At 38.4% G+C, this 24,230-nt stretch carries 20 protein-coding genes; 15 read left to right on the top strand and 5 right to left on the bottom strand.

Annotated features, from left to right (window positions below):
• Window positions 1–16 precede the first annotated feature (16 nt).
• On the bottom strand, window positions 17–151 hold the full coding sequence (gene rpmH / locus ACJV7B_RS03065) for a 50S ribosomal protein L34 (protein ID WP_004114029.1): 135 nt from the start codon (window positions 149–151) through the stop codon (window positions 17–19).
• Between the two features lie 421 nt (window positions 152–572).
• Between rpmH and dnaA the strand changes: the two genes are divergently transcribed.
• The 7 genes from dnaA to ACJV7B_RS03030 all read left to right on the top strand — a co-directional run bounded on the left by dnaA (window position 573) and on the right by ACJV7B_RS03030 (window position 11,301).
• Window positions 573–2,195: a chromosomal replication initiator protein DnaA gene (dnaA, locus tag ACJV7B_RS03060; RefSeq protein WP_419389020.1), complete on the top strand. Its 1,623-nt coding sequence runs from the start codon at window positions 573–575 to the stop codon at window positions 2,193–2,195.
• Between the two features lie 433 nt (window positions 2,196–2,628).
• Window positions 2,629–3,753 (top strand): DNA polymerase III subunit beta, encoded by a 1,125-nt coding sequence (gene dnaN, locus ACJV7B_RS03055; protein ID WP_419388942.1) that lies wholly within the window; start codon window positions 2,629–2,631, stop codon window positions 3,751–3,753.
• 108 nt (window positions 3,754–3,861) lie between these two features.
• Window positions 3,862–5,070 carry a DNA replication/repair protein RecF gene (gene recF, locus ACJV7B_RS03050; RefSeq protein ID WP_419388941.1) on the top strand — a complete coding sequence of 403 codons (1,209 nt, stop codon included), beginning with the start codon at window positions 3,862–3,864 and terminating at the stop codon, window positions 5,068–5,070.
• Between the two features lie 16 nt (window positions 5,071–5,086).
• On the top strand, window positions 5,087–5,548 hold the full coding sequence (locus tag ACJV7B_RS03045) for a DciA family protein (protein ID WP_419388940.1): 462 nt from the start codon (window positions 5,087–5,089) through the stop codon (window positions 5,546–5,548).
• Window positions 5,549–5,739: 191 nt separating this feature from the next.
• A complete protein-coding gene (gyrB, locus tag ACJV7B_RS03040) occupies window positions 5,740–7,815 on the top strand; it encodes a DNA topoisomerase (ATP-hydrolyzing) subunit B (RefSeq protein WP_019260580.1) in 2,076 nt (691 codons plus the stop codon).
• Window positions 7,816–7,887: 72 nt separating this feature from the next.
• Complete coding sequence (gene gyrA / locus ACJV7B_RS03035; protein ID WP_419388939.1) at window positions 7,888–10,518, top strand: DNA gyrase subunit A; 2,631 nt, start codon at window positions 7,888–7,890, stop codon at window positions 10,516–10,518.
• A gap of 168 nt (window positions 10,519–10,686) precedes the next feature.
• Complete coding sequence (locus ACJV7B_RS03030; RefSeq protein WP_019260578.1) at window positions 10,687–11,301, top strand: DUF3566 domain-containing protein; 615 nt, start codon at window positions 10,687–10,689, stop codon at window positions 11,299–11,301.
• A gap of 125 nt (window positions 11,302–11,426) precedes the next feature.
• On the opposite strand, the gene mscL is transcribed toward ACJV7B_RS03030, so the two are convergent.
• The gene (gene mscL, locus ACJV7B_RS03025) at window positions 11,427–11,837 is read right to left on the bottom strand and encodes a large conductance mechanosensitive channel protein MscL (RefSeq protein WP_004126541.1); all 411 of its coding nucleotides are present in this window, start codon (window positions 11,835–11,837) and stop codon (window positions 11,427–11,429) included.
• Window positions 11,830–12,585, bottom strand: a complete 756-nt coding sequence (locus tag ACJV7B_RS03020; protein WP_032837648.1) for a phosphatase PAP2 family protein — start codon at window positions 12,583–12,585, stop codon at window positions 11,830–11,832. The genes mscL and ACJV7B_RS03020 overlap by 8 nt, the downstream gene beginning before the upstream one ends.
• Window positions 12,586–12,736: 151 nt before the next feature.
• On the opposite strand from ACJV7B_RS03020, the gene ACJV7B_RS03015 reads away from it, so the two are divergent.
• From ACJV7B_RS03015 to pknB, 7 genes are read left to right on the top strand one after another with little or no spacing between them, the layout of a single operon-like run.
• On the top strand, window positions 12,737–13,432 hold the full coding sequence (locus ACJV7B_RS03015) for an FhaA domain-containing protein (RefSeq protein WP_004126547.1): 696 nt from the start codon (window positions 12,737–12,739) through the stop codon (window positions 13,430–13,432).
• A gap of 39 nt (window positions 13,433–13,471) precedes the next feature.
• Window positions 13,472–14,005, top strand: a complete 534-nt coding sequence (locus ACJV7B_RS03010) for an FHA domain-containing protein FhaB/FipA (RefSeq protein WP_004126550.1) — start codon at window positions 13,472–13,474, stop codon at window positions 14,003–14,005.
• A 4-nt stretch (window positions 14,006–14,009) separates the two neighbouring features.
• Window positions 14,010–15,737 carry a PP2C family protein-serine/threonine phosphatase gene (locus tag ACJV7B_RS03005; protein WP_047923644.1) on the top strand — a complete coding sequence of 576 codons (1,728 nt, stop codon included), beginning with the start codon at window positions 14,010–14,012 and terminating at the stop codon, window positions 15,735–15,737.
• A complete protein-coding gene (locus tag ACJV7B_RS03000; protein WP_308581736.1) occupies window positions 15,734–17,233 on the top strand; it encodes an FtsW/RodA/SpoVE family cell cycle protein in 1,500 nt (499 codons plus the stop codon). The genes ACJV7B_RS03005 and ACJV7B_RS03000 overlap by 4 nt, the downstream gene beginning before the upstream one ends.
• Window positions 17,226–18,692, top strand: coding sequence for a peptidoglycan D,D-transpeptidase FtsI family protein (locus ACJV7B_RS02995; RefSeq protein ID WP_047923646.1), 1,467 nt, complete (start codon window positions 17,226–17,228; stop codon window positions 18,690–18,692). The genes ACJV7B_RS03000 and ACJV7B_RS02995 overlap by 8 nt, the downstream gene beginning before the upstream one ends.
• A complete protein-coding gene (locus ACJV7B_RS02990; protein WP_047923647.1) occupies window positions 18,689–19,651 on the top strand; it encodes a serine/threonine-protein kinase in 963 nt (320 codons plus the stop codon). Before ACJV7B_RS02995 ends, ACJV7B_RS02990 begins: the two co-directional genes overlap by 4 nt.
• The gene (gene pknB, locus ACJV7B_RS02985; RefSeq protein WP_004136633.1) at window positions 19,648–21,663 is read left to right on the top strand and encodes a Stk1 family PASTA domain-containing Ser/Thr kinase; all 2,016 of its coding nucleotides are present in this window, start codon (window positions 19,648–19,650) and stop codon (window positions 21,661–21,663) included. The genes ACJV7B_RS02990 and pknB overlap by 4 nt, the downstream gene beginning before the upstream one ends.
• Window positions 21,664–21,808: 145 nt before the next feature.
• On the opposite strand, the gene ACJV7B_RS02980 is transcribed toward pknB, so the two are convergent.
• Window positions 21,809–22,915, bottom strand: coding sequence for a class E sortase (locus ACJV7B_RS02980; RefSeq protein WP_004136634.1), 1,107 nt, complete (start codon window positions 22,913–22,915; stop codon window positions 21,809–21,811).
• Window positions 22,916–22,961: 46 nt separating this feature from the next.
• On the bottom strand, window positions 22,962–23,714 hold the full coding sequence (locus ACJV7B_RS02975; protein ID WP_004136635.1) for a DUF881 domain-containing protein: 753 nt from the start codon (window positions 23,712–23,714) through the stop codon (window positions 22,962–22,964).
• Between the two features lie 77 nt (window positions 23,715–23,791).
• On the opposite strand from ACJV7B_RS02975, the gene crgA reads away from it, so the two are divergent.
• Complete coding sequence (gene crgA, locus ACJV7B_RS02970) at window positions 23,792–24,184, top strand: cell division protein CrgA (protein WP_004136636.1); 393 nt, start codon at window positions 23,792–23,794, stop codon at window positions 24,182–24,184.
• Window positions 24,185–24,230 lie beyond the last annotated feature (46 nt).

Here is a 24,230-nt window from a genome sequence, read left to right as displayed (position 1 = left end):
ACGACGCTACCTTAACTCAGGCAGACAGTGTCTTGCGACCCTTGGCACGACGACGATTGATTACGGCGCGGCCAGCACGCGTACGCATACGAACGCGGAAGCCGTGCTTCATGTGACGACGACGGTTATTTGGCTGGAATGTCCTCTTCATAAATATGCTCCTGTATTCAACCATGCAAAAGCATGGCCCCGTATGAGTCAAGCTCTACTAAAATACTCTTACCCCTCACCAATAGTCAAAACTCCATATTTTTTGAGCATTTTATTTAACTTGTTTAAATACACTAAAAAATATTTTGTTCACATTTTTATCACATTTTATTATTTATTAAAAACGTTGAAAAATAGCCAAAATCTCAACACTAACTTATCCACAAATTACACACATGTTATTCACAATTGAGCAATTTCAACACGCTAGACGGTGGATAACTTCGTAGGGTCAGAGTAAACATGATTTACTGACACTTTGAAAACACGTGCGCGCGAAGTTGGAAAAAGCTACGCACTAATCACAGGTTGGGGGTGAAATGGCTGATACATTAGGCGAACCTAAATCGGAAGCTGAATCAATTTGGTCTAATACGCTTACTGTCTTGCAGCATAATGCCCTTTTAACCGCTAGGGATAAGGGTTGGTTTGAAGGTGTAACGCCGGAAGCAATCTTTGGAACAACTATTGTTTTGTGTGTGTCAAATGCGGAAGCACAGCAGGCTTTGCAAAATGAGCTTAATTCACCACTTTTAACAGCTCTAAAAATTTGCACAGGCAAAGACATGTTCCCTGCTTTTAAAATTGTTCCTAACTCTAATGTTCAGAACAATTCTGTAGCAAATGGAGCATCTGAATCATCTCAGCAAAACAATCGTGCAGCTAATTTAAATAATAATATTTCAACTGCAGCTGTTCCTCCTGTTGTTACTGTTCCAAGCCAAGATTCTGAAAATTTGTTATCAAAATCTTCTAACCTTACTTCGCCTGAATTTGTTAATGAAATAGTTAATAATAAAAAAATTTCAGCAAATTCTACTTTGCAACCAGATTTTGATAATGCTACTGGATTATCAACTCTTAAACAAACACAAATTTCTTCGCCTTCAGCGCAACCTGCACAACAAACTGTTTCTGTGCAGAGAGATGCAATTACGCATTTAAATACTTGCGCAACGTTTGACACATTCGTTCCGGGAGATTCAAATCGTTTTGCAAGAACGGTAGCACTTGCTGTTGCCGAAGGATCCGGACGTGATTTTAATCCTTTATGTATTTATGGCGGATCTGGCCTTGGTAAAACTCATTTGCTTAATGCAATTGGCAATTACGCTTTAGTAAAAGACAATTCACTTAAAGTTCGTTATGTTACTAGCGAGGAATTTACTAACGAATTTATTGAAGCTCTTCAAACACCTAATCAAAGTCAAGGTCAAATAGCTGAGTTTAATAGGCGTTATCGCGAAGTTGATGTTCTTCTTATTGACGACATCCAATTCTTGGGTGGAAAAGAAGCAACTCTTGAACAATTCTTCCATACTTTTAATTCCTTATACCAGGCAAATAAGCGAATAGTTATTGCTTCTGATGTTGCTCCAAAAAATCTTAAAGGCTTTGAAGCTCGTTTAATTTCCAGATTTGAATCTGGTCTTACCGTAGACATTAAGCCGCCAGATTTGGAAACGCGTATTGCAATTTTAAGAATGATGGCTTCAATGAATCACTGCAATGTTCCAAGCGACGTGCTTGATTTAATTGCAGAAAGATTTACTGAAAATATTCGAGAACTTGAAGGTGCTTTAACTCGTGTTACAGCTGTAGCATCCTTAAGTAATCAGCCTGTTAGTAAAGCTTTGGCAGAACAAGCTTTACAAGACTTTTTTGCAACAGATATTGAAGTTCGTCCAACTGACATTATTAGTCAAGTTGCTCAATACTTCCATATGACATTTGACGAACTTGTTGGTCGTCAACGTACAAAAAATGTTGCTCTTGCGCGTCAAATTGCTATGTATCTTGCTCGAGAGATGACAAGTATGAGCTTGGTTGATATTGGCGAAGTTTTTGGCGGCCGAGATCATACAACTGTAATGCACGCTTATACTCGGGTAAGCGGGGAAATGCAGGAAAAGCAGGAAATTTACAATTACGTTATGGAATTAACGGTTAGATTAAAGCAAAATCCTGCAGATCATAGGAATTAAAAAATAACTTTTCCACTGTTTTATAAAGATTTGTTTATAATTTTTTCTAAAGTTATCCACATACTTAATAACAAATGTGGGTAAAACCTGAGTATAACTCGTGGAAAACGCCGTTTTTACATGTTCATAAGTCGTGTATAAGAGTCTTAAAAATGTTAATACATCAAAAAATAGCTTTTAGTGTGGATAACTCCGCAAGTTATACACATTACTGTTAGACACTTATTAACAATCTTTCAATGTTAATAACCTATAAATTGCGCGCCTAAACAAGAGTTTTCCACATATACACAGCTTTTATTATGACTACTATCTTATTTACTTATTTATTAATAGCATTTATAGATCTTCTCTGCTTTATAAATTTTAAAGACTACAGATATGTGCACTAATACTGTAGAATGATTGCAGACTTTAAACGAAAAGAGGAAGCATGAAAGTAGAAGTCAACTCTGCATCATTTGCTGATGCTGTAGCTTGGACTACACGCGTTATAGATTCTAGGCCTGCAAATCCTATTCTTGCAGGTTTAAAAATTGAAACAACAAATGGAACACTGCAACTTTCTGCCTTCAACTATCAAATTTCTAGCCTAAACCATATTGAAGCTGGCGTTGATGAAGAAGGTAGTGTACTTGTATTAGGCAAATTAATGGCTGATATTACAAAGTCACTTCCTGCAGAAAATACTTATTTAAGTTCAGAAAATAATTTACTTACTATTACTTCTGGAAAGTCAACATTTACTCTTCAACTTATGCCTTTAGGAGAATATCCTGATTTACCTGCTCTTCCTAATAAGCTGGGTCAAGTTGATGCCCCAACATTTATTCAAGCAGTTAACCAGGCTTCTGTTTCTATTTCTAGAGAAGAAAATAGGCCAGTTTTAACAGGTATTCGAATGCAGTTTGAAGATGACACTGTTACTATGACTTCAACTGATAGATTCCGTTTATCTCGTTCTACTTTTAAGTGGACTCCAGAAAATGAAAATACTAATTCTGTAACTCTTGTTCGTGGTACTTTATTACGAGATATTGCTCGCTCTTTTGATGATCATCAGAACGTTATTATTGATTTTGATGAAAAAGAGCCAACACTATTAGGTTTTGAAAATTCTGGTAGAAATAGTACTTCACAACTTATTGATGGCGAATTTCCTTCTGTAGATAGGCTTTTTGTTGATGACTATCCAATTCACGCTGTTATAAATAGGCAAGATTTAATTAATTCTATTAAACGCGTTTCTTTGGTAGCAGAAAAGAATGCTCCTATTAGAATGACTTTTGCAAATCAAGAATTAACTTTAAGTGCTGGTGCTGCTGACGAATCTCAAGCAAAAGAAGTTCTTGACATTGATATGGATGGTGAAGAAATTACGGTTGCTTTTAATCCTTTATATTTGATTGAAGGTTTAAGTGCAATTACTGAACCATTCGTTCACATGAAAATGGCAACTGCAGTAAAACCTGTTGAATTTAATGGTCAACAAGAATCAGACGGTGACGAATCTATGAATTACCGTTATTTGCTTGTTCCTATGCGTTTTAATAATTAGTTTTTAATATTAATTGTGATATTACATTTTGTTGCAGCATCTTTTTACTGTAGAATGTAATATCACAATTTTTTATGTTTTATTTTTAAAAGAAAGGGTAATAAAGAAATGTATATTTCGAGAATTGCCCTTGATACTTTTCGTTCTTGGAATCATATAATTTTTGATTGCAAACCAGGAATTAATATTATTTACGGCAACAATGGTCTTGGTAAAACAAATATTGTTGAATCTCTTGAATTTGTTGGTACTGGAATAAGTCATCGTACATCTTCAACATTGCCTCTTATAAGAAGAGGACATGAAAAATCCACTATAAGAATAAATACGTGTAAAAATGATGAAGAAACAACTTATGAAGTTAATATTTTTTTAAAAGGAACAAATAGAGCTCGTATTAATAACGGAAAATCACTTTATATGAGAGATATTCTAGGCTATTTACCAGTAGTTTCTTTTACACCTAGTGATCAATTACTTATTTCTGGAGATCCAACTGTTAGACGTACTTTTATAGATCAAGCAGGATTATTACTATTACCAAACTATTCTCAAATTTTGCAAAATTTTAGGCATATTTCTAAACAGCGTGCTGCATTATTAAAAAGTATTAGAGAATTGTCAAATAATAATCAACCAATTTCATTATCTGGTTTAGAAATTTGGACTGGTAAATTTATTGAATCTGGAATTATTCTTACAAAAGCTAGACAAGAAGTAGCAAATATTCTTAATAAATATTTTAATAAAATTATTAAATATCTTACTAATAGTGAAGAGTATGCTGAACTAAAATATAATCCTTCTTTTCAAGAAGTAGTTGAAGAAGAAACAGAAGAGGAAAATAACGTTTTTAATCTAATAAGTGAACATTTTCAACGCATTTATGAGGGTGAACTAGCTAGAGGATGCAATCTTATAGGACCTCATAGAGATGATATCGATTTTATGCTTGATAAAATGTTGGCAAAAGATTTTGCTTCTAATGGAGAATCTTGGACGCTTGCAATAGCCGCAAAAATGGCATTATGTAATGCTTTAGAAGAAAAAAATAATGAAAAACCTATTATTATTTTGGATGATGTTTTTGCTCAACTAGATGAAAATAGGCGTAAACAAATCTTGAATTTTGTAGAAAATCAAAATCAGGTTTTTATTACAACATCTTCTCTTAGTGACATACCAAAAAATAGTATTGTTCAAAAAGATAATTTAATAAATATTGAAGATTTATTAAGTCAACAAAATAGTGCTAATAATACTTATGAAGAACATAACAGTATTTTGAAAAGTATATTAGAACAAAGAACTGCTTAAATTCAGAGGATTATTTATGATTCCTGTTTATAAAATAATTAAGTTAGACACAAGAAAATTACCTGCTCTTATTTTTGAACCGATTAATATAAAAGCTGAAAGAGAAAATAATCGTTCTGTAAGAGCAGATAAAGCTTGGGAAAATTTTGGCAAACCAGGTAGAGATCCTAGAACTTTTTGCGGTATTTTACAATCTTTTGCTTCTAGTAATAATTGGAATAAGCAACTTAATATAGCAAAATTACGTAGTTCTTGGAATGAAGTAGTTGGTGAAAATATTGCAAATCATTGTGAAATAAGTCAAGTTATAAATGAAGTGCTTATTATTAGAGCACAATCTGCTGTATGGGCTACTCAACTTTCTTATTTGCTTCCTCAATTAAAAGAAAAAATTAATAATAATCTTTCGGATATTAAAATTAGAGAAATTAAAGTTATAGGTCCTACTACAACCGGATTAGGTTCTTGGAGAAGGTAATTTTTTAACTTATAAATATTATAATTTCAAAAAAATAGTAAAAAGGCCTCTCATTAACGAGAGGCAATATTATATGTATATAATGTCATGTAATATAGTTGAAGCGCTAGAATCCCCTTTTATGTGCTTTCTGGCATATGTTGGCTCTGTAAAAGCCTTGTAATATGAGGCAAATTGTGAAGGGACAAAAAGTGACAAACACGGAAGATAATTCGATGGATAATGCTGTCGAAGAGCATAAGCTTGACGATGCTCAACTTGATGATTCACTTGCTCCTGAACATTATGATGCAAGTGATCTTCGTGTTCTTGAAGGATTAGAGGCAGTTAGAATTAGGCCAGGTATGTACATTGGTTCTACTGGACCTCGTGGTTTGCATCATTTGGTTTATGAGATTGTTGATAATTCCGTTGATGAGGCGTTGGCAGGTTATGCTTCTCACATTGAAGTGACTATTTTGCCAGATAATGCTATTCGTGTTGTTGATGATGGTCGTGGTATTCCAGTCGATGAAGTACCAGGTGAAGGTGTTTCTGGTGTTGAAACAGTTATGACAAAGCTTCACGCTGGTGGTAAGTTTGGCGGCGGTGGCTACGCTGTTTCTGGTGGTCTTCACGGTGTTGGTATTTCTGTAGTAAATGCTCTTTCTACTCGTGTAGAAATTGAAGTTCGCCGTCAAGGATTCCATTGGACTCAAACTTATGTAGATCAGCATCCAACAGCACCATTGGCAAAGGGTAAGCCAATGGAAGATGGCGAATCTACTGGTACTTCTGTAACATTCTGGCCAGATGGAACAATTTTTGAAACCACTACTTATGATTTTGAAACTTTGCGATCTCGCTTCCAGCAGATGGCATTTCTTAATAAAGGTTTGAAAATTTCCTTAACTGATTTGCGTAAACCTGATGAGGCAGGTGATGAGGTTGCAGGAGATGGTGAATCTACTGATGAAAATAAGCATCAAAGCGTAAGTTATCAGTATGAACATGGTATTAAGGATTACGTTGATTATTTAGTTAAGTCTCGTAAAGCTGTTCCAGTAGAGCCAGATGTTATTGATTTTGAGGCTGAAGATCTTGAAATTGGTATTTCTGCAGAAATTGCTATGCAGTGGACTGTTGCTTATTCTGAAGCTGTTCACACTTTTGCAAACACGATTTCCACTACTGAAGGTGGTACTCACGAAGAAGGATTCCGCGCTGCTTTAACAACTTTAATTAATCGTTATGCGCGTGAAAAGAATATCTTAAAAGAAAAAGATACTAATCTTTCTGGTGACGACGTTCGAGAAGGTTTAACTGCGGTTGTTTCTGTAAAACTTACAACTCCACAGTTTGAAGGTCAGACTAAAACAAAGCTTGGAAACTCTGAAGCTAAAACTTTTGTGCAGCGAGTTATGACAGAAAAGCTTGGTGACTGGCTAGATGCTCATCCAAGTGAAGCTAAGAATATTATTCAAAAAGCTGTTGAAGCTTCTCGTGCACGTTTGGCTGCTAAAAAAGCTCGTGAAAATACTAGACGTAAATCTATTTTTGAAACAGCTGGTATGCCAGATAAGCTGAAGGATTGCCAATCCAGTAATCCTGAAGAGTGCGAATTATTCATAGTCGAGGGTGATTCTGCAGGTGGTTCTGCAATTCAGGGTAGAGATCCTATTACGCAAGCAATTTTGCCTTTGCGTGGTAAGATTTTGAATACTGAGCGTGCATCAATTGACAGAATGATGAAGTCTGAAACAATCGAATCATTAATTACTGCTGTTGGTGGTGGTTATGGTGAAGACTTCGATTTAAGCAAGGTTCGATATCACAAAGTTATTATTATGGCTGATGCTGATGTCGATGGTGCTCATATTGCAACTTTGAATTTGACTCTGTTCTTCCGCTACATGCGTCCTATGATTACAGCAGGATACGTTTATGTTGCTATGCCACCTTTGTACCGATTGAAGTGGAGCAAGGGAGCGCATGATTTTGTTTATACGGATGCTGAGCGAGACAGAGTTTTAGCAGAAGGTAAAGCTGCTGGTCGTCAACTTCCTAAAGGTGAAGGTATTCAGCGATACAAGGGCTTGGGTGAGATGAGTTATCAGGAATTGTGGGAAACCACTATGGATCCTGAGCATCGTATTTTGAAGCAGATTCATATTGAAGATGCTGCTCGAGCTGATGAAACCTTCTCAATGCTTATGGGTGATGAAGTAGAGCCACGTAGACTCTTCATTCAACGAAATGCTCATGATGCAAGGTTTATTGATGCTTAAAAGTTATTGATATATCTACAAAGATAGAAAAATAAAAACGTTAGTAACCTATAAGAATACAAAGGAATTGCAGTGGTAGACGAAATAAACGCCGCTAATAATAGCGAAGATCGAGATCAACTGCCAGATGGTTCAATGGAACCACAAAGCCCTCAGGAAGCCGATAATACTGATTATGGATTAATGAAGGGTGCTCGAGTTAAGCATATGGATTTGCAGCAGGAAATGCGCGAATCATATCTTGCTTATGCATTATCCGTTATTATTGAGCGAGCTTTACCAGATGTTCGAGATGGTTTAAAGCCTGTTCACCGTCGAGTTATTTATGCAATGTATGACGGTGGTTATAGGCCTGATCGCGGATATAACAAGTGCTCTCGTGTTGTTGGCGATGTTATGGGTAAGTATCACCCTCACGGTGATTCTGCTATCTATGACACTTTGGTGCGTATGGCTCAATCTTGGTCTATGCGCTACATGCTTGTTGATGGACAAGGTAACTTTGGTTCTCCTGGTGATGATCCTGCAGCAGCAATGCGTTATACGGAATGTCGTATGGCACCTTTGGCTATGGAAATGGTACGAGATATTGATAAAGATACCGTTGATTTCCTGCCAAATTATGATGGTAAAACTCAAGAGCCTACTGTTTTGCCAGCTCGTTTCCCGAATCTTTTAGTTAATGGTTCTGCTGGTATTGCTGTTGGTATGGCAACCAATATTCCACCTCATAACATGCGTGAAGTGGCTGATGGTGTGCACTGGGCATTGGAACATCCGGATGCAAGCAAAGAAGAGCTTCTTGAAGCTTTAATTCAGCGAATTAAAGGACCTGATTTCCCTACTGGCGCAACCATTTTAGGTCATAAGGGAATTGAGCAAGCGTACCGTACGGGTCGCGGCTTAATTACAATGCGCGCAGTAGTTAATACTGAGGAAATTAAGGGACGTATGTGCTTGGTTGTAACTGAGCTTCCATACCAAGTTAATCCTGATCGCTTAGCTGCTTCTATTAGGGAGGCTGTGCGCGACGGCAAGATTCAAGGCATTGCAGATATGCGCGATGAAACGTCTGGTCGTACAGGTCAGCGTTTGGTTCTTGTTCTTAAGCGTGATGCTGTTCCAAAAGTTGTTTTGAACAACTTGTATAAGCATTCACAATTGCAGCAGACTTTTGGCGCAAACATGCTTGCTCTGGTTGATGGTGTTCCTAGAACTTTGAGTTTGGATGCGTTTATTCGTCATTGGGTAAGTCACCAGCTTGAAGTTATTGATAGGCGTACACGTTACTTAAAGCGTGAAGCTGAAGAGCGTGATCATATTTTGCAAGGCTACTTAAAAGCTTTGGATATGATTGATGAAGTTGTTGCTTTAATTAGATCATCTAAAGATGTTGAAACAGCTCGTACTGGTTTGATGAATTTGCTTGATGTTGATGAAGTTCAAGCAGATGCAATTCTTGCAATGCAACTTCGTAGACTCGCAGCTTTGGAACGTCAGAAGATTCTTGACGAGCATGAAGATTTGATGCTTAAGATTGCTGATTACAACGATATTTTGGCAAGTCCAGAACGTCAGCGCAAGATTGTTGGTGACGAGCTTGATGAAATTGTTGCAAAATATGGTGATGATCGCAGAACTAAGATTCTTCCATTCTCTGGTGAAATGAATGTTGAAGATCTTATTGCTGAAGAAAACGTTGTTGTAACAGTAACTCGCGCAGGTTATATTAAGCGAACTAAAGCAGATGAGTATCGTGCTCAACACCGCGGTGGTAAAGGCATTAAGGGTGCAAAGCTTCGTGAAGATGATGTAGTAGATCATTTCTTCTTAACATCTACACACAACTGGTTGCTCTTCTTTACTAATTGTGGTCGAGTTTACCGTCTGAAAGCTTACGAACTTCCAGAAGGATCTCGCGATTCTAAAGGTCAGCATGTTGCTAATTTGCTTCAGTTTACTCCTGGAGAAACAATTCAAACAGTTTTGTCAATTCAAAACTACGAAGTGGCAAAGTACTTGGTTTTGGCAACTCGTTCTGGAAAAGTTAAGAAAACTGCTTTGCAAGAATATGATTCTCCTCGTCAAGGTGGTTTGATTGCTGTTCGACTAATGGCAAACGAAGAAACTGGTGAACCTGTTGATGAGCTGATTGGTGCAGCTTTGTGCAACCCAGAAGATGACATTATTCTTGTTTCTAAGCTTGGTATGAGTTTGAAGTTTAGAGCTGATGATGAGCAACTTCGACCAATGGGACGCCAAACTGCAGGTGTTCAGGGCATGAGATTCCGTGAAGGTGATGAACTTCTGGATATGGATGTTGTTGCCGCTGAAACAAGTAAAGATCTTCTTGTTGTTACTAACGAAGGTTTTGCTAAGAGGACTGCTATTGAAGAGTATCGTTTGCAAGGCAGAAACGGTTACGGCGTTAAGGCAGTACAGCTTGCAGAAGGACGCGGTTCTTTGGTTGGTGCCTTGATTGTTGAAGAAACTGACCAAGTAATGGCAATTATGAAGTCCGGTAAGGTAATTCGTTCCGACGTTAACGAAGTTAAGCGTACAGGACGAACTACGCAAGGTGTAACTCTTGCTAAGCCAGACAAGGGTGATGAAATTATTTCTATTGCTCGTAATGAAGAAACAGATGATGAGGAAAATCAAGTAGAAGAAGTTGAAACAACTTCATCGAACGAGGAAGCTTAAAATCTTATTTACGAAAAGTAGTAAATAATAAAATTTCTTTGCTAAAAACTTAATTATTAATAACTTATGAGAGTGCCAACTGAGCGGATATAGTCCGTTTTGATTGGTACTCTCATTAGTATAATTAGTCTAATTATAAGAAAAATAATAAGAGAAGGAAAACTTAAGATGAGCGAAGATTTTGAGCCATCGCAAAATCCAACGAATATTAATGAAGAATCTTCTTACACAATTAGAGAAGACAATAATTCTAATGAAGAGTTTGGTGATTCTTCTTTAGGAAGGGTTGTTAGAAAATCACAGTTTACGTTGGGTGGATCTAATAATAGTTCATCTTCTTCGCGTAGAACTATTGGTGGTATGGCATCATCAACATCTTCAGCAAGTCAATTACATTCTTCTAAAGCAGGTCATACTCCTAGAGCTCGTCGTATGAGCCTTTCTTTGGTTCGTGTTGATGCATGGTCAGTTGCAAAAGTTACATTTCTTCTAAGCGTTGCAGGCGGTATTATTCAAGTTATTGCTGCAGGTTTAGTTTGGTTGTTCTTGAACATGATTGGTGTTTTTGATCAGGTAACGCAGATTGTTTCATCAACAGGTTTGGATAGTAATGGTTTTAATCTTGCCGACGTATTTTCTCTTCCAACAGTATTGAGCGCAGTTACTATATTCTCTATTGTTGAAATTGTTATTATTACAATACTGTCCGCAATAATTGCTCTACTTTATAACGTAGTTGGCTCATTGGTCGGCGGAATACACGTTACTTTAGGTGACGACTGATAAGCGAAAACGTATAGGTAAAAGCCTATTAATAGGATTTTATTTTTAATAGAAATTCCCGCTAATTGTTTCTAACTAGCGGGAATTTTAATATTTTCTAAATACTTTTTTAATTAGCAAGAATATTATTTTCTAGCTAATTCATCGCGAATATCTTGCAAGAGTTGAATAGTTTTTTCTTCGCGCTCTTTACGTTTTTCTTCTTCAGTTTTTTCATGTTCTATTTGCAATAAATCTGCACCAATTTCACGCAATTTATTAATAGGTAAAACAATGCAGAAATAAACTGCTGTAGCAACAATAAGGAAATTTAATAATGCGCCAATTACTGCGCCAAAAGAAATTGTTGCACCGTTCATAGTAATAGTTAGAACGCCATTAAGTTCTGGCTTTCCGCAAATCATTGCAATAAGAGGATTAATAATATGATTTACTATTGTTGTTACTACTGCAGTTACTGCACTACCCATAACAACACCGACAGCCATATCAATAACGCTGCCGCGTAAAATAAACTTCTTAAAACCTTTAAGCATTAGTGTTTTCGCTTTCTGAAGAAAAATCTTCCACTAATTTTTTAGCAGAGTAATTTTTGTTATCTTTATTGTTTTTTCTATTATCTACATACAGGTTGTGTCTCTGACATGAGCGCAATACTGTAACAGAAAGAAGAGGATACATGATTGCTGCAGTTAATACGTCTGTAGGGAAGTGAGCTGCAACAATAAGTCGCGAAATAGCGACGATAACAACTAGTATTGCGCTAAAAAGCAATCCAACTTTAACAAGAGAAGGCTTAGTTACATAAATAATTAGCATTATCATTGCACAGACTGCGACTGCTGCAGAAGTGTGTCCACTAGGAAAACTTGGATCAGAAGGTAGTTTAATATTCAAACCAATGTATGGTCTTGGTCTGTGTACAGCAAATTTAACTGCAAAAATGTAAATCATAGGAAGCAGAGAAATAAGAAGCTGAGTAATTGTAAGTTTTAAGCTTTTACTAACAAACAATGAAATTATTGCAAGCAATAATAGTATTGCCAAGCAGCCTTTAGTGGAAAAAACAATCGCAATTATTTTTGAAAAGCTCAGTAGCGAAGAAGGAACACTATTGTGAAAATAAGCTACAATAGTTGCTTCATAATTTCTTTCTTTACTACTAATAAGTAGTGCTTTACCTAAGCAAGGTACAATAATCGCGAGTATTAAAGTAAAAATAGTAGCGAAATTGCGAGTAATTACCGACAATCTGCTGTGATTGTTATTATTTTTTTGCGTCATAATTGCTAAGAGTACACTTACCATGATGTAAATGCACGTTGAAAATAGTCAAGTAGCATTAAAAATAATAAAATATTAGAAAAAAGTGTGTGAAATTTGAGTACCGTACCCGGTGACGAGTACTATGGTGAACAGATAGAAAGGGTTTACCATGAGCGTTTTTGACCGATTTGAGAAGAGCGTGGAAGGTGCAGTGAACGGCGTCTTCGCAAAATTCGGCTCCAAAGATTTACAGCCAGTTGATTTTTCTAGTGCTTTGGAACGTGAAATTGATGCTGAAGCTATGCCTATTGGCCGAGATCATACTGTTGCTCCAAATGAATATCGTTTTAAGCTAAGTACTCCTGATTTTGATCATATTGAACAATGGGGCAGTGAAGCTTTAGCTAATGAGCTTGCTGACAATCTTACGCAATATGCTAAAAGTCAACATTATGCTTTTGTAGGACCAGTAGTTGTTATTTTTGAAGAAGACTTGGAATTAACTAAGGGTAATTTCCATTTGACTTCTGAATCAGTTCAAGGAAATGCTGTTCCTGTTACTACCGACGACCAGCAGCAGAATCATCCAATGCTTGAGATTAATGGCAATCAGTATTTGCTTACTAAAGATTGCACAATTTTAGGACGAGGTTCCGGTTGCGATATTGTAATTGATGATCCTGGTATTTCTCGACATCATCTTAGTATCGACGTCACTCCTGATGGTGTTATTGCTCGAGACCTTGGTTCAACAAACGGTACTTATGTAGAAGGTCATCAAGTGCCAGCTGCAACCTTGGTAGATGGAAACACTATTACTATTGGGCGTACGCGTATTCTCTACTGGGCATCGTCTCAAGAGTAGGAGAAAAAGTATTTTCCGAATGAGGAGACGATAACGCGTATGATATTCACTGAATTAACGTTTGCAATATTCAAGTATGGCTTTTTAGTCTTACTTTGGGTTTTTGTGTTATGCGCTATTCGTTCGCTTCGTAGGGATATTGAGGTTTTTAGTCCTAAAAAATCGCATTTTTGGAATAAAAAATCTCGACGCGCATCTCATGACGTAAATTCTTCTAAGCCTGTACAACGACAAGCATCACCTGTAATGGTTAACTCGTCTTCAAAAAATTCTGATGTTAATCCTACTTTGCTAGTTGTTATTGACGGGCCTTTGGCAGGATCATCTTTCCCATTAAATGCTGCTGGAGTAACTCTTGGTAGAGCTGCATCTAATACGGTAGTTTTGAATGATGAATTTGTTTCTTCACATCATGCTCGCGTGTATTTTAATCAAAAAGTTCACGCATGGGTGCTTGAAGATTTAGGTAGTACTAATGGGACTATGATTGGTCATTCTCGCGTTAGTGAACCAGTTATATTAGCTCCGCGCACTTCGGTTAGAATAGGCGCAACCATGTTTGAATTGAGGTGATAATATGACGCAAATCAATTCAAATAATGAGGAAGAATCCAATACAGAAACAACTGGTCAAATTGAAAAATTAGCAGACGATAATAATCAGAATGTTAATAAAGCAGCGTATGTAGAATCAGTTGAAAAAATATTATTTATGTACTCTACGGCTGTTAGTGATGTTGGCACAGTTAGAAGTAACAATCAGGATTCTGCGTTTGCTGGAGAACATTTAGCAGCTATTTGCGATGGTATGGGTGGTCATGCTGGAGGAGATACAGCGTCTACTATTGCCATTCGTTCGCTTGCGCATATTGAGCAAGATTCCAGGCCGTACGATGTAAAAGCTGTGTCTTCAATGATGGAAACGTCGATTATGGCAGCTCATGACGCGATTGTTGGAAAAGCTAAGCGCGAGCGACGTCTTGCTGGAATGGGAACAACTGTTACTGCAGTAACTCTTGTATGTGGATATTGGGTTTTGGCACATTTAGGTGATTCAAGAGCATACTTGCTTCGTGACAATCATCTTATGAGAATGACTACAGATCACAGCTACGTTCAGCATCTTATTGATACGGGTCATATTACTCCCGAAGAGGCTAGGAATCATCCTCAAAGAAATGTTGTTATGCGCGTATTGGGAGATTTTGATATAGATCCGCGCCCTGATATTGCTTTACGAAAAGCTCATCCTTCAGACAGATGGTTACTTTGTTCAGACGGATTGTGCGGAGTTTTAGAAGATTCCACTATTCAAGATGTTATGAGCACTATTTCTAATCAAGAAGAATGCGCTCAAAAACTTGTCGCTATGGCTCTTCGAGCAGGAAGCACGGATAATGTTACTGCTGTTGTTGCGGATGCAACTCTTGCTCTTGACGCTGATGCGTTTGATTTGCCTCATCAAACTCCATTGATTGGTGGAGCTGCAAGTCAAGATCTTGAATCTATTGCAGATATTGTTAATAAAGCAGTATCGTCGTCGCCGGCACTGAGAGAAGATAAAAATTCTCCAGCGCAACGTGCTGCAGCCTTAGTTCAAAACAATGCGGATGAATCAGATGCTGTTAATCCTTCCGTATTAATGACTAGAATTGTTCAGCCTTCGCACATTCGCGAAGAATCAGAAGATTTACACACTCCTGATACGAATGAAATTCCTATTGTAACTAAGAAAAACGGCAAAATATCTACTGATCCGCACGATCCGGATGTTGCGCGTGCGGTTAAATATGAGAAAGATGAAGCTCATAAAGCTTATTCGTTGCGTCGTAGATGGACTCGCATAGGTATTGTTCTAGGCATTTTGCTTGGATTGTTGATTATTGCTGGCGCTGGTTATGGAGTTTATTCGTGGACTCAAACGCAGTATTACATTAGCCAGAACAATGATCGCGTTGTTATTTATCAAGGTGTTCCAACAAATATTTTCGGAATTGCATTATCTCACGAAGTTGAATCAACCGATATTCCTGTAAAAAATCTTGATAAATCATGGCAGGATCAATTGCGTGAAGGTATTAGTTTTGGAAGTTTAGCTGAAGCTCGCGGTCATGCTTCTTTAATTCGTCGAGAAATGTTCCAGCGTGCGAAAGAAAAATTAAATGCTAAGCGTCAGAAAAAAATAGTTTCTTCAAATGATAGTAAAAGCAGCAAAGATGGTAAAAGCAGTAAAGACAGCGTAGATAGTAAGGAAAATAAGGATAATAAAGACAATAATGCGCAGCAAGGGGGTAAATCCTCATGAATTTGATTGCTACGCGTATTAGGCAGATAGCATTATTGCTTTTTGCGATTCTTGTTTCAGCAATTGCATTTTTGCAAATGTTCTTTCGTATAGACAGTTGCATATCAGCTAAGTATGTTGCAATGCTAACAATTGTTATGCTGCTATTCTTAGTATTTTGGGGTGTGCTTCTTGTTAAGCAGCCTTATGCTAGTCAAGCAATTTTGCCGTGTATTATGCTTCTTACAGCAATAGGAACAGTTCTTATTGCAAGAATTGATAGGCAAAATAATACTGATATTGCTATTAAACAGTTAGTGTGGGTGTGTGTAGCGCTTATATTATCTATTATTTTTGTTATTGTGCTGCAAGATTATCGCATATTAAGACGTTTTTCTTATGTAAATATGGTAATCGGCTTAGTTTTGCTTCTTTCTCCTATGATTCCAGGATTAGGCAAAGAAATTGGCGGCGCAAGAATTTGGATTGGTTTTGGAAATCACACTGTGCAACCTGGAGAATTTGCTAAGCTTTTCCTAGCTTTCTTCTTTGCAGCATACTTGTTTAATCATCGCGACAGGCTTGCTGTAGGAGGGAAGAAAGTTCTTGGAGTGCATTTGCCAAGATTGCAAGATATGGGTCCTATTGCATTAGTTTGGGCTGCATCAATGGGCGTATTAGTTGTGCAGCATGATCTTGGCACTTCTCTTATGTTCTTTGCTATGTTTGTGTCAATGCTTTATGTTGCCACAGGTCGCAAAGGTTGGCTGGTTGTTGGATTTATTGCATTCACATTAGGCTGCTTAGCTGCAGTAAAGTTATTCGCACATGTGCAGTATCGTGTGGATGCTTGGCTTCACCCGTTTGATAATGCTGTGTATAACAGGTTCCCTGGAGGTTCGGCTCAGATTGTATCTGGATTATTTGGTCTTGCAGCCGGAGGAACTACGGGAACAGGTTTAGGTCAGGGGCATCCTTCTTTAACGCCGTTAGCTAATTCTGATTTTATTTATGCTTCTATTGGTGAAGAACTTGGTCTTACTGGACTTCTTGCAGTATTAGTTTTGTATTTAATTATTATTACTTCCGGAATGATTACCGCAATGAAAATTAAAGATGGCTTCGGTAAATTATTAGCATCCGGTCTTGTTTTTACTATGGCATTCCAAGTATTTACTGTTGTTGGTGGTATTACTTTGGTTATACCTTTAACAGGTTTGACCTTGCCATATATGGCTGCTGGCGGATCTTCATTAGTAGCAAATTATTTGCTTGCCGCATTGCTTATTGTTATTTCTAACTCTGCGAATAAACCTGAATCAGCTCCAGTTTCCGACGCCTTCCAGTATGAGGCTTTGGCAGCATTGCGTGAGCGAGAATTACAGGAGAGAAGTCGTAGTAAATCTGAAAATAATGATCTTGGTGAAAGTAATTTAATTAATAGTCAGGAAGAAGCGAATAGTATGAATAGCCAAACCCTTGTTTCTTCGCAGGAACGAGGTGAGACAAATGAATAAAAGCTTAAAAGAATTATTCATTGCTGTACTAGTATTGTTCGTTGTACTTGGTATTTCGAGTACTATTATTACCTCTATTAATGCTAATGCTTTAAATGCTGATCCTAGAAATCGTAGAGCCTTATACCATGAGTTTGGATCTCCTAGAGGGGCAATTCTTACTTCGGATGGAATTGTTATTGCTAAATCAGATTCCTCTAAAGATGCATTCGTGTATCAGCGCAAATATTCTAACGGTCCTGTATATTCTCCAATTACTGGCTACTTTTCTATTAGCCAACGCGCAGATAGAGGTATTGAGGCTTCTAGGAATAGTTTATTAAGCGGCGAATCTGACGCATTATTCTGGCAGCGGTTCAAATCTTTGTTTACTGGAGCTACAAACCGCGGAGCTTCTATTGAAACATCAATTGACTCAAAACTGCAGACTCTCGCATATAATCTTCTAAAAGACAAAGACGGTGCTCTTGTTGCAATTGAACCAAAAACTGGCAGGATCCGCGCAATGGTTAGCACACCAAGTTATGATCCAAATATTCTTGCCATACACAATATTGGTGCTGTAAATAAGTCTTACGAACAAATAACATCAGATGTTTGGAATCCAATGTTAAATCGTACGATTTCTGAGCTTTACGCACCTGGTTCTACATTTAAAACTATTGTTGCTGCCACGGCACTAGAAACTGGAAAATATCAGCCAGATACGCTAATACCTGCCGGTGCGAAATACACTCTTCCTGGAACAAGTGTTGCTTTAACTAATGTTGTTTCTCAAGCAAACGGAACTGACGGAAAAATTTCATTTGAAGACGCGTTAGCTTATTCTTCAAATACTGCATTCGCTCAGTTGGGCAATTCTTTGGGTTCAGATGCGATTGTAAAACAGGCAAAAAAGTTCGGCTTCTTTGAATCTCTTTCTATAGATGGATCTGATTCTACAGGTTTCCCAATGAGATCCGTAAGCTCAACATTTTCTATTAAACCAACTCCAGACAGACTAGCTTTGGAATCCATTGGACAAGGTGACGCAAAAGTTACGCCTTTACAAAATGCTATGATTGCAGCAGCTATAGCAAATAACGGTACGCTTATGAAACCTACGCTTGTAGATTGTGTGCGTTCAAGTGACTTGTCTGTGTTGTCGCAAACGAAGCCAACAATTATGAATCAAGCCATGAGCAGCGATAGTGCTGCAAAACTATCCGCTATGATGCAATCTGTAGTAATAAAAGAAAATCCAAATCTCGCATTACCAAATATGCATGTTGCTGCAAAAACAGGTACTGCACAGATTGGAGTGAATAATCAGTCTGCAAATGGGTGGGTTATTGGATTTGCTCCGGCAGAAGATCCTAAAATAGCTATAGCGGTAATTGTTCACAATACTAATGTTTTGGGCAGTTACGCAGCAGGACCAATTATGCGACAAGTGATGAAGGAGGCGCTTACACAATGAAACTTGTTGAAGGACAGTTAGTTCATCATCGTTATCGACTGGATCGCCGCCTTGCGCAAGGCGGTATGGGAGAAGTCTGGAAAGGCTTTGATATTCAACTTGGGCGAATTGTTGCTATTAAAGCGCTGCGTACGGATACTGCGAATGTAGAAGCAAAGTTGCGTAGGCTTCGTGCGGAAGCTCATAATTCGGCAAATCTTGCGCACCCGAATATTGCAGCACTATTTGACTATTATGAGCATGATGGCATTGGATTCTTAATTATGGAATACGTGCCAAGTAAGTCGTTAGCAGATTTGTATCATAAAGAAAAAGCTATTGATCCAACCAGACTGTTGCCTATTCTTATTCAAACAGCACGAGGACTTTTTGTAGCTCACTCGCATGGTGTTATTCATCGTGATGTAAAACCTGCAAATATTATGGTTTCTGAAACAGGAAACGTAAAAATTACTGACTTTGGTGTTTCTTATTCAAGCGATCAGGAGCAAATTACTCAGGACGGTATGGTAGTTGGCACAGCACAATACATTTCTCCTGAACAAGCACAAGGCGAACAAGCAACAGCACAATCCGACATTTACTCACTAGGAGTTGTTGCTTACGAAGGATTATGCGGGCACAGGCCGTTTACTGGAGCTACTCCGGTAGATATTGCTGCAGCTCATGTTAATGATCCTGTTCCGCCATTGCCTGAAAATATTGATCTGCAATTAAGACAGTTTATTATGTCGATGCTTGCAAAAGATCCAAAAGATCGACCAAAAGATGCGCTTGTTGTGGCAAAAGTTTTATCTCGTATTGAACGTAGGCTGCTTGATCAAGAAACAGCTTTTAACAATACAACAGGATTTATTTCTACAGATTCCCGACAAACGCGATGTATTAAGAGTATGCCGCAGAATCAAGTCAATATTATTAACATTTTGAATACCAATAATCGCAAGGAGCAGCAATGAATACCACAATGCCCACCTCATTAGCGAATGGTCGATATGAATTAGGAGAACTTATTGGCCGCGGCGGCATGGCGGAAGTGCGTGTTGCGGTAGATAAGCGTCTAGGTCGTACTGTTGCTGTGAAAATCATGCGTTCTGATTTAGCGAACGATGAAATCTTCCTGTCTAGATTCCGCAGAGAAGCTCACGCAATTGCGCAAATGAACAACCCTAATATTGTTAATATTTATGATTCTGGTGAAGAATCTGTTACTACCGACAACGGATTGGAAGAGCGCCTTCCTTATCTAGTAATGGAGTATATTAAAGGAAAAACACTGCGCGATATTCTTAAGATGAATGGTGCCTTAAGCCAGCGTGACGCTGAACAAGTTATGCTTGGTGTGCTTAATGCTTTGGAATATTCGCACAGAATGGGAATTATTCACCGCGATATTAAGCCTGGAAATATTATGATTTCCGAGCAGGGCATGGTGAAGGTGATGGACTTCGGCATTGCTCGTGCTCTTGACGATTCTGCAACAACTATGACGCAGTCTCAAGGTGTTGTTGGAACTGCACAATATTTGTCTCCAGAGCAGGCTCGCGGAGAGCAAGTAGACATGCGCTCTGACTTGTATTCTGCAGGATGCGTACTTTATGAAATGCTTACTGGTCGCCCACCATTTATTGGTGATTCTGCTGTAGCTATCGCATACCAGCATGTTTCTGAAGTTGCAACTCCTTTAAGCACTCTTGTGCCTGGAATGCCTTCTATGTGGGATAAAATTTGCGCTAAAGCAATGGCAAAAGACCGTCAGAATCGTTATGCTACAGCTTCGGAATTTAAGAACGATATTCTAGCGTTCATGAATGGCGGAGTTCCTGTTGCAGCAGCTTTTAATCCGCTTACTGATTTAGCGAATATGAAAGCTCGCAAACAAGCTGAGCAAACAGCTGCAACAATGGCCATTAATGCTACTGATGGTGCTGCAACGCAATCATTTAACCCTATTACAGGTCAGGTTGAGTCATCAATTGCATTTGCTCCAAGCACTCGTGCAGCTCAACGCGCTCAATCGCAAGCTAAGCGTCGTAAGCGTGCTGTAATCGGCTCTATTATTGGTGCTGTTGTTGCGATTGTTGTGCTAGCAGGCGTTTTGTTTATGCTGGGTCATAATCGAATGTCTGGTAATGTTGTTGTTCCAACATTTATGGAAACAACCACTCAGGATGCGGCTAGAGAAAAACTTAGAGCATTAGGATTAGTCCCAGATATTCGTGAAGATGATCATTCTTCTCAGCCTGAAGGCACGTTTACAAAACAGTCTCCGCGCGGTGGCGAGCATGTTGCGTCTGGCACTAAAGTTACGGTTTGGTTCTCTGTAGGACCTCAATCAACACGCGTTCCAGACGTGAGCGGTAAATCGCAGGAAGCAGCTCGTAAGATACTCGAACATGCTGGTTTTAAGATTGCTAATGTTCGAGTAGAAGATAGTGCTGATGTGAAGAAAGATCATGTGACTCGCACTGATCCAGATGCTGATTCTTTCGCAGACAAAGGCACTTTGATTACGCTTTATATTGCTTCTGGTTTAACTAAGATTCCTGATGGTCTTGTTGGCCAGAGCAAGGATATTGTGATTAGTCAGCTGCAAAATCTTGGTTTTACTGCGGATGTTGTAAAGGAAGATTCAGATAGTGTACCTGAAGATTCTGTAACCCGATTAAACCCTAATTCCGGATCTTCTGTTAAGCCTCATAGCTCGATTACAGTCTATGTATCACAAGGCTCGCCGAAGGTAGAAGTGCCGCATATTGATCTTGGTACTATTACGTTTAAGCAGGCTAAGAAAATACTTGAAGCAAAGGGCTTAAGAGTAGTTTCTGACTCTATTTCTAATAAAGATGATGACGTAGTGATCAGCATGTCTGAAGATGCTGGAACTAAGGTAGATAAAGGTTCTGCAATCACTTTGATTACGAGACCAGGACTTGGTTCTGCTTCAGATAGTGATAATCAAAGTAAGTGATATTAGATACTAGAAATATTATGAGAATCGAATAAAAATAAGGGCGATAACTTTTAAGTATCGCCCTTATTTGTACAGTTTTATTTTTATTAGACTTTATTCGAGTATGTCCTAAATTTAATTGGATCTTTCAATTAGATTTATTTCATACAGTTGTTGTGTAATTAGACATCTGCTGCAGGAATGGAATCGTTGCAGCTGCCCAAGGAAATACCCATTGGAATAGAGCTAATATGATGAACAAATGAATTAGGATTGCAAGAATCCAACGAATTGCTGTAATGCCTGGTTGTATTAAAAGGATTCCGCCAAAAATGCTTGCATCCGGCTTTTTCCTTTTTCCTACGCGAATTTCGCGAAGTGCAGGCCACTGCCAAGCAATAGCACCAGCCGCAAAAATAACAATATAAAGCACTGCAATAACAAGCATTACTGGAACAAGTGAAGAAAGATGAGAAACAAGAGACTGCTGCTCATTGTTAATAAACTTTACTTTTCCTTGCTCATCAATTGTGGAAAGCTCTTTTGGAATACCATCGCTAATGTTTGCCCAATAAGCTAACTTAGCGTAGCTAATCCAGCGATGTGTTGCAGTAGTATACTTAGGCTCGCATGTAGTTAGAGTAAGCATACGTTTTGTTGGCTTTTCGTTAGGATGATCAGGGTTTGGAGCGATTACTTCACCGTGATCTGGTGTAACAATCTTATAAGAAGTGTACTTATATACGAACCAGTAATCTTTAGTCCTAACAACAATAGCATCGCCAGGTTTAAGCAAGTCAACATCACCCAAAGGCTGTCCGTAACCATTGCGGTGTCCAGCTACTGCGAAATTGCCGATTTCTCCAGGCATTTGAGTTTCTGAATAGTGTCCTAAGCCACGTTTGCTCAAAATATCTGGTGTTGTTCCTTCGATAATATTACGCTCCCACTGGTTTCCGAAGCGAGGAACATACAGGCGAGCTATTAAAACGTCCCCTTTTGGCTTGCTAACTTTTGGTGGCTCGCCATTTTGAGGTAAAGCAATCTTTGTTTTGTCACCTGTTTTAGGATTCTTCCAAGATATTTCTTTACGTGCTTCTACCTGATTGTGCTCTGCTTGAGCTCCAGTCCACCACATTTGCCATGCAATATATAGCGCACACATAATTGCAAAAGCGATTAAAACTTCGCCAATAACTCCAGCAATTTGCCAGCAGAAGTTAGAGCCTTTGCTCTTCGTATCATTTTCCTGCGTGTAAGCAGACTGCATAATACGTTACTCCTTTATGATGTGAAGGTCTTGCGACACAAATCATTCATTTATTTAGTTCTTTAAGCACGGATGCGTACCTTAATGGTTGTAACAAAGCAGACGCTTCTGGGAATTTCAAATTCTCCTTCTTTTCTACTTTCCATCCTAATCCAAATGAACTTACGTATTCCTTGTAGGTGCGTATGGCTGGTGAATTATTAAGAGCATCAACCATATCGTCTACTGGGCCAATAGCAGATATTTTATACGGTGGCGAGTACTGATGACCTTGAAGCATAAGCACGTTTCCAATGCAAATTACTGCAGAATTAAACAAAACGCGCTGATCTTGTATGGTCATAGCTTCTGCGCCGCCTTGCCAAAGCGCATTTACAACGGATTCAATATCTTGCTGGTGAATAACATAATCGTTAATATTTACAGAAGTTCCAGAACCGTTTACTGCTCCTTTCCACAGCGAAGAGTCGTTGAGAGTTACTACGATTCCAGGTCCTTCAAGCTTAGGAAGAACAGTGCTACTACCGGTATCTGAAGAATCTTTATTCTCATTACTGCTTACGAGAGTTTTGTTGAGCAAACTAATTCTGGAATCTAAATCTTTAATATCTTCTCGCAAAGATTTTGTGCGCTGCGAGTTTCTTTCAACCATTTGACTTGTGTTGGAAGTAACGAAAGCTGTGCGGTTGACTCGTAGATTAGTAACAAATAAATATCCTGTAAGAAAGATGGCAACGGCAACAGCAACACTACTTAACAACGAGCGTTGAGCTCTATGTTTTCCTGTTCTTTTTACCATAATTTGCTCTCATTCTTCTTACGTTCGAGTGTAACCACTATTATAGCGTGTAGCCGATTGATTGGAGAGTTACAGTTATGGCTGATGAGAAATTGCACACGACTGCAGCTGACGACGCTGCAAAGAAGAGCGATACGTCAAATGAGAATACTTATGGCGTTCCTATGGATGAAGTCGAAGCAGTGTTGAATGCTACTGCAGATAAAGCATCGCTTTCTCCACAAATTCAGAAGATGATGCAGCGTCAAGCAGAAAATAGGCGTCGCGTTGAAGAAAGTATTAAAGGTACGAAGGCTAATGCAGCATGGTTCGTGCCACTGTTCTGCACGTTGATGGTTATTGGCTTAGTGTGGGCTGTTGTGTATTACTTGAATCCTATGCTACCAATCCCAGGAATTGGAGCATGGAATCTACTTATTGCCTTCGGATTTGTTGTAGTTGGTTTCTTAATGACCATGTGGTGGCGTTAATACAATTACGACTATTTTGAAAACGATTCTATTAAAGTAGCTGCGC

Source organism: Gardnerella bretellae, assembly GCF_048545135.1.
Taxonomy (GTDB): Bacteria; Actinomycetota; Actinomycetes; order Actinomycetales; family Bifidobacteriaceae; genus Bifidobacterium; species Bifidobacterium greenwoodii.
Note: the sequence above shows the minus strand (reverse complement) of the source record. Positions and strands in the feature narration are given on the sequence as shown.

Excerpts from the sequence above, each read along its gene's own strand:
- rpmH (WP_004114029.1), bottom strand. The coding sequence starts at position 151 with ATGAAGAGGACATTCCAGCCAAATAACCGTCGTCGTCACATGAAGCAC.
- dnaN (WP_419388942.1), top strand. The coding sequence starts at position 2,629 with ATGAAAGTAGAAGTCAACTCTGCATCATTTGCTGATGCTGTAGCTTGG.
- recF (WP_419388941.1), top strand. The coding sequence starts at position 3,862 with ATGTATATTTCGAGAATTGCCCTTGATACTTTTCGTTCTTGGAATCAT.
- ACJV7B_RS03045 (WP_419388940.1), top strand. The coding sequence starts at position 5,087 with ATGATTCCTGTTTATAAAATAATTAAGTTAGACACAAGAAAATTACCT.
- ACJV7B_RS03030 (WP_019260578.1), top strand. The coding sequence starts at position 10,687 with ATGAGCGAAGATTTTGAGCCATCGCAAAATCCAACGAATATTAATGAA.
- mscL (WP_004126541.1), bottom strand. The coding sequence starts at position 11,837 with ATGCTTAAAGGTTTTAAGAAGTTTATTTTACGCGGCAGCGTTATTGAT.
- ACJV7B_RS03020 (WP_032837648.1), bottom strand. The coding sequence starts at position 12,585 with ATGACGCAAAAAAATAATAACAATCACAGCAGATTGTCGGTAATTACT.
- ACJV7B_RS03015 (WP_004126547.1), top strand. The coding sequence starts at position 12,737 with ATGAGCGTTTTTGACCGATTTGAGAAGAGCGTGGAAGGTGCAGTGAAC.
- ACJV7B_RS03010 (WP_004126550.1), top strand. The coding sequence starts at position 13,472 with ATGATATTCACTGAATTAACGTTTGCAATATTCAAGTATGGCTTTTTA.
- ACJV7B_RS03005 (WP_047923644.1), top strand. The coding sequence starts at position 14,010 with ATGACGCAAATCAATTCAAATAATGAGGAAGAATCCAATACAGAAACA.
- ACJV7B_RS03000 (WP_308581736.1), top strand. The coding sequence starts at position 15,734 with ATGAATTTGATTGCTACGCGTATTAGGCAGATAGCATTATTGCTTTTT.
- ACJV7B_RS02995 (WP_047923646.1), top strand. The coding sequence starts at position 17,226 with ATGAATAAAAGCTTAAAAGAATTATTCATTGCTGTACTAGTATTGTTC.
- ACJV7B_RS02990 (WP_047923647.1), top strand. The coding sequence starts at position 18,689 with ATGAAACTTGTTGAAGGACAGTTAGTTCATCATCGTTATCGACTGGAT.
- pknB (WP_004136633.1), top strand. The coding sequence starts at position 19,648 with ATGAATACCACAATGCCCACCTCATTAGCGAATGGTCGATATGAATTA.
- ACJV7B_RS02980 (WP_004136634.1), bottom strand. The coding sequence starts at position 22,915 with ATGCAGTCTGCTTACACGCAGGAAAATGATACGAAGAGCAAAGGCTCT.
- ACJV7B_RS02975 (WP_004136635.1), bottom strand. The coding sequence starts at position 23,714 with ATGGTAAAAAGAACAGGAAAACATAGAGCTCAACGCTCGTTGTTAAGT.
- crgA (WP_004136636.1), top strand. The coding sequence starts at position 23,792 with ATGGCTGATGAGAAATTGCACACGACTGCAGCTGACGACGCTGCAAAG.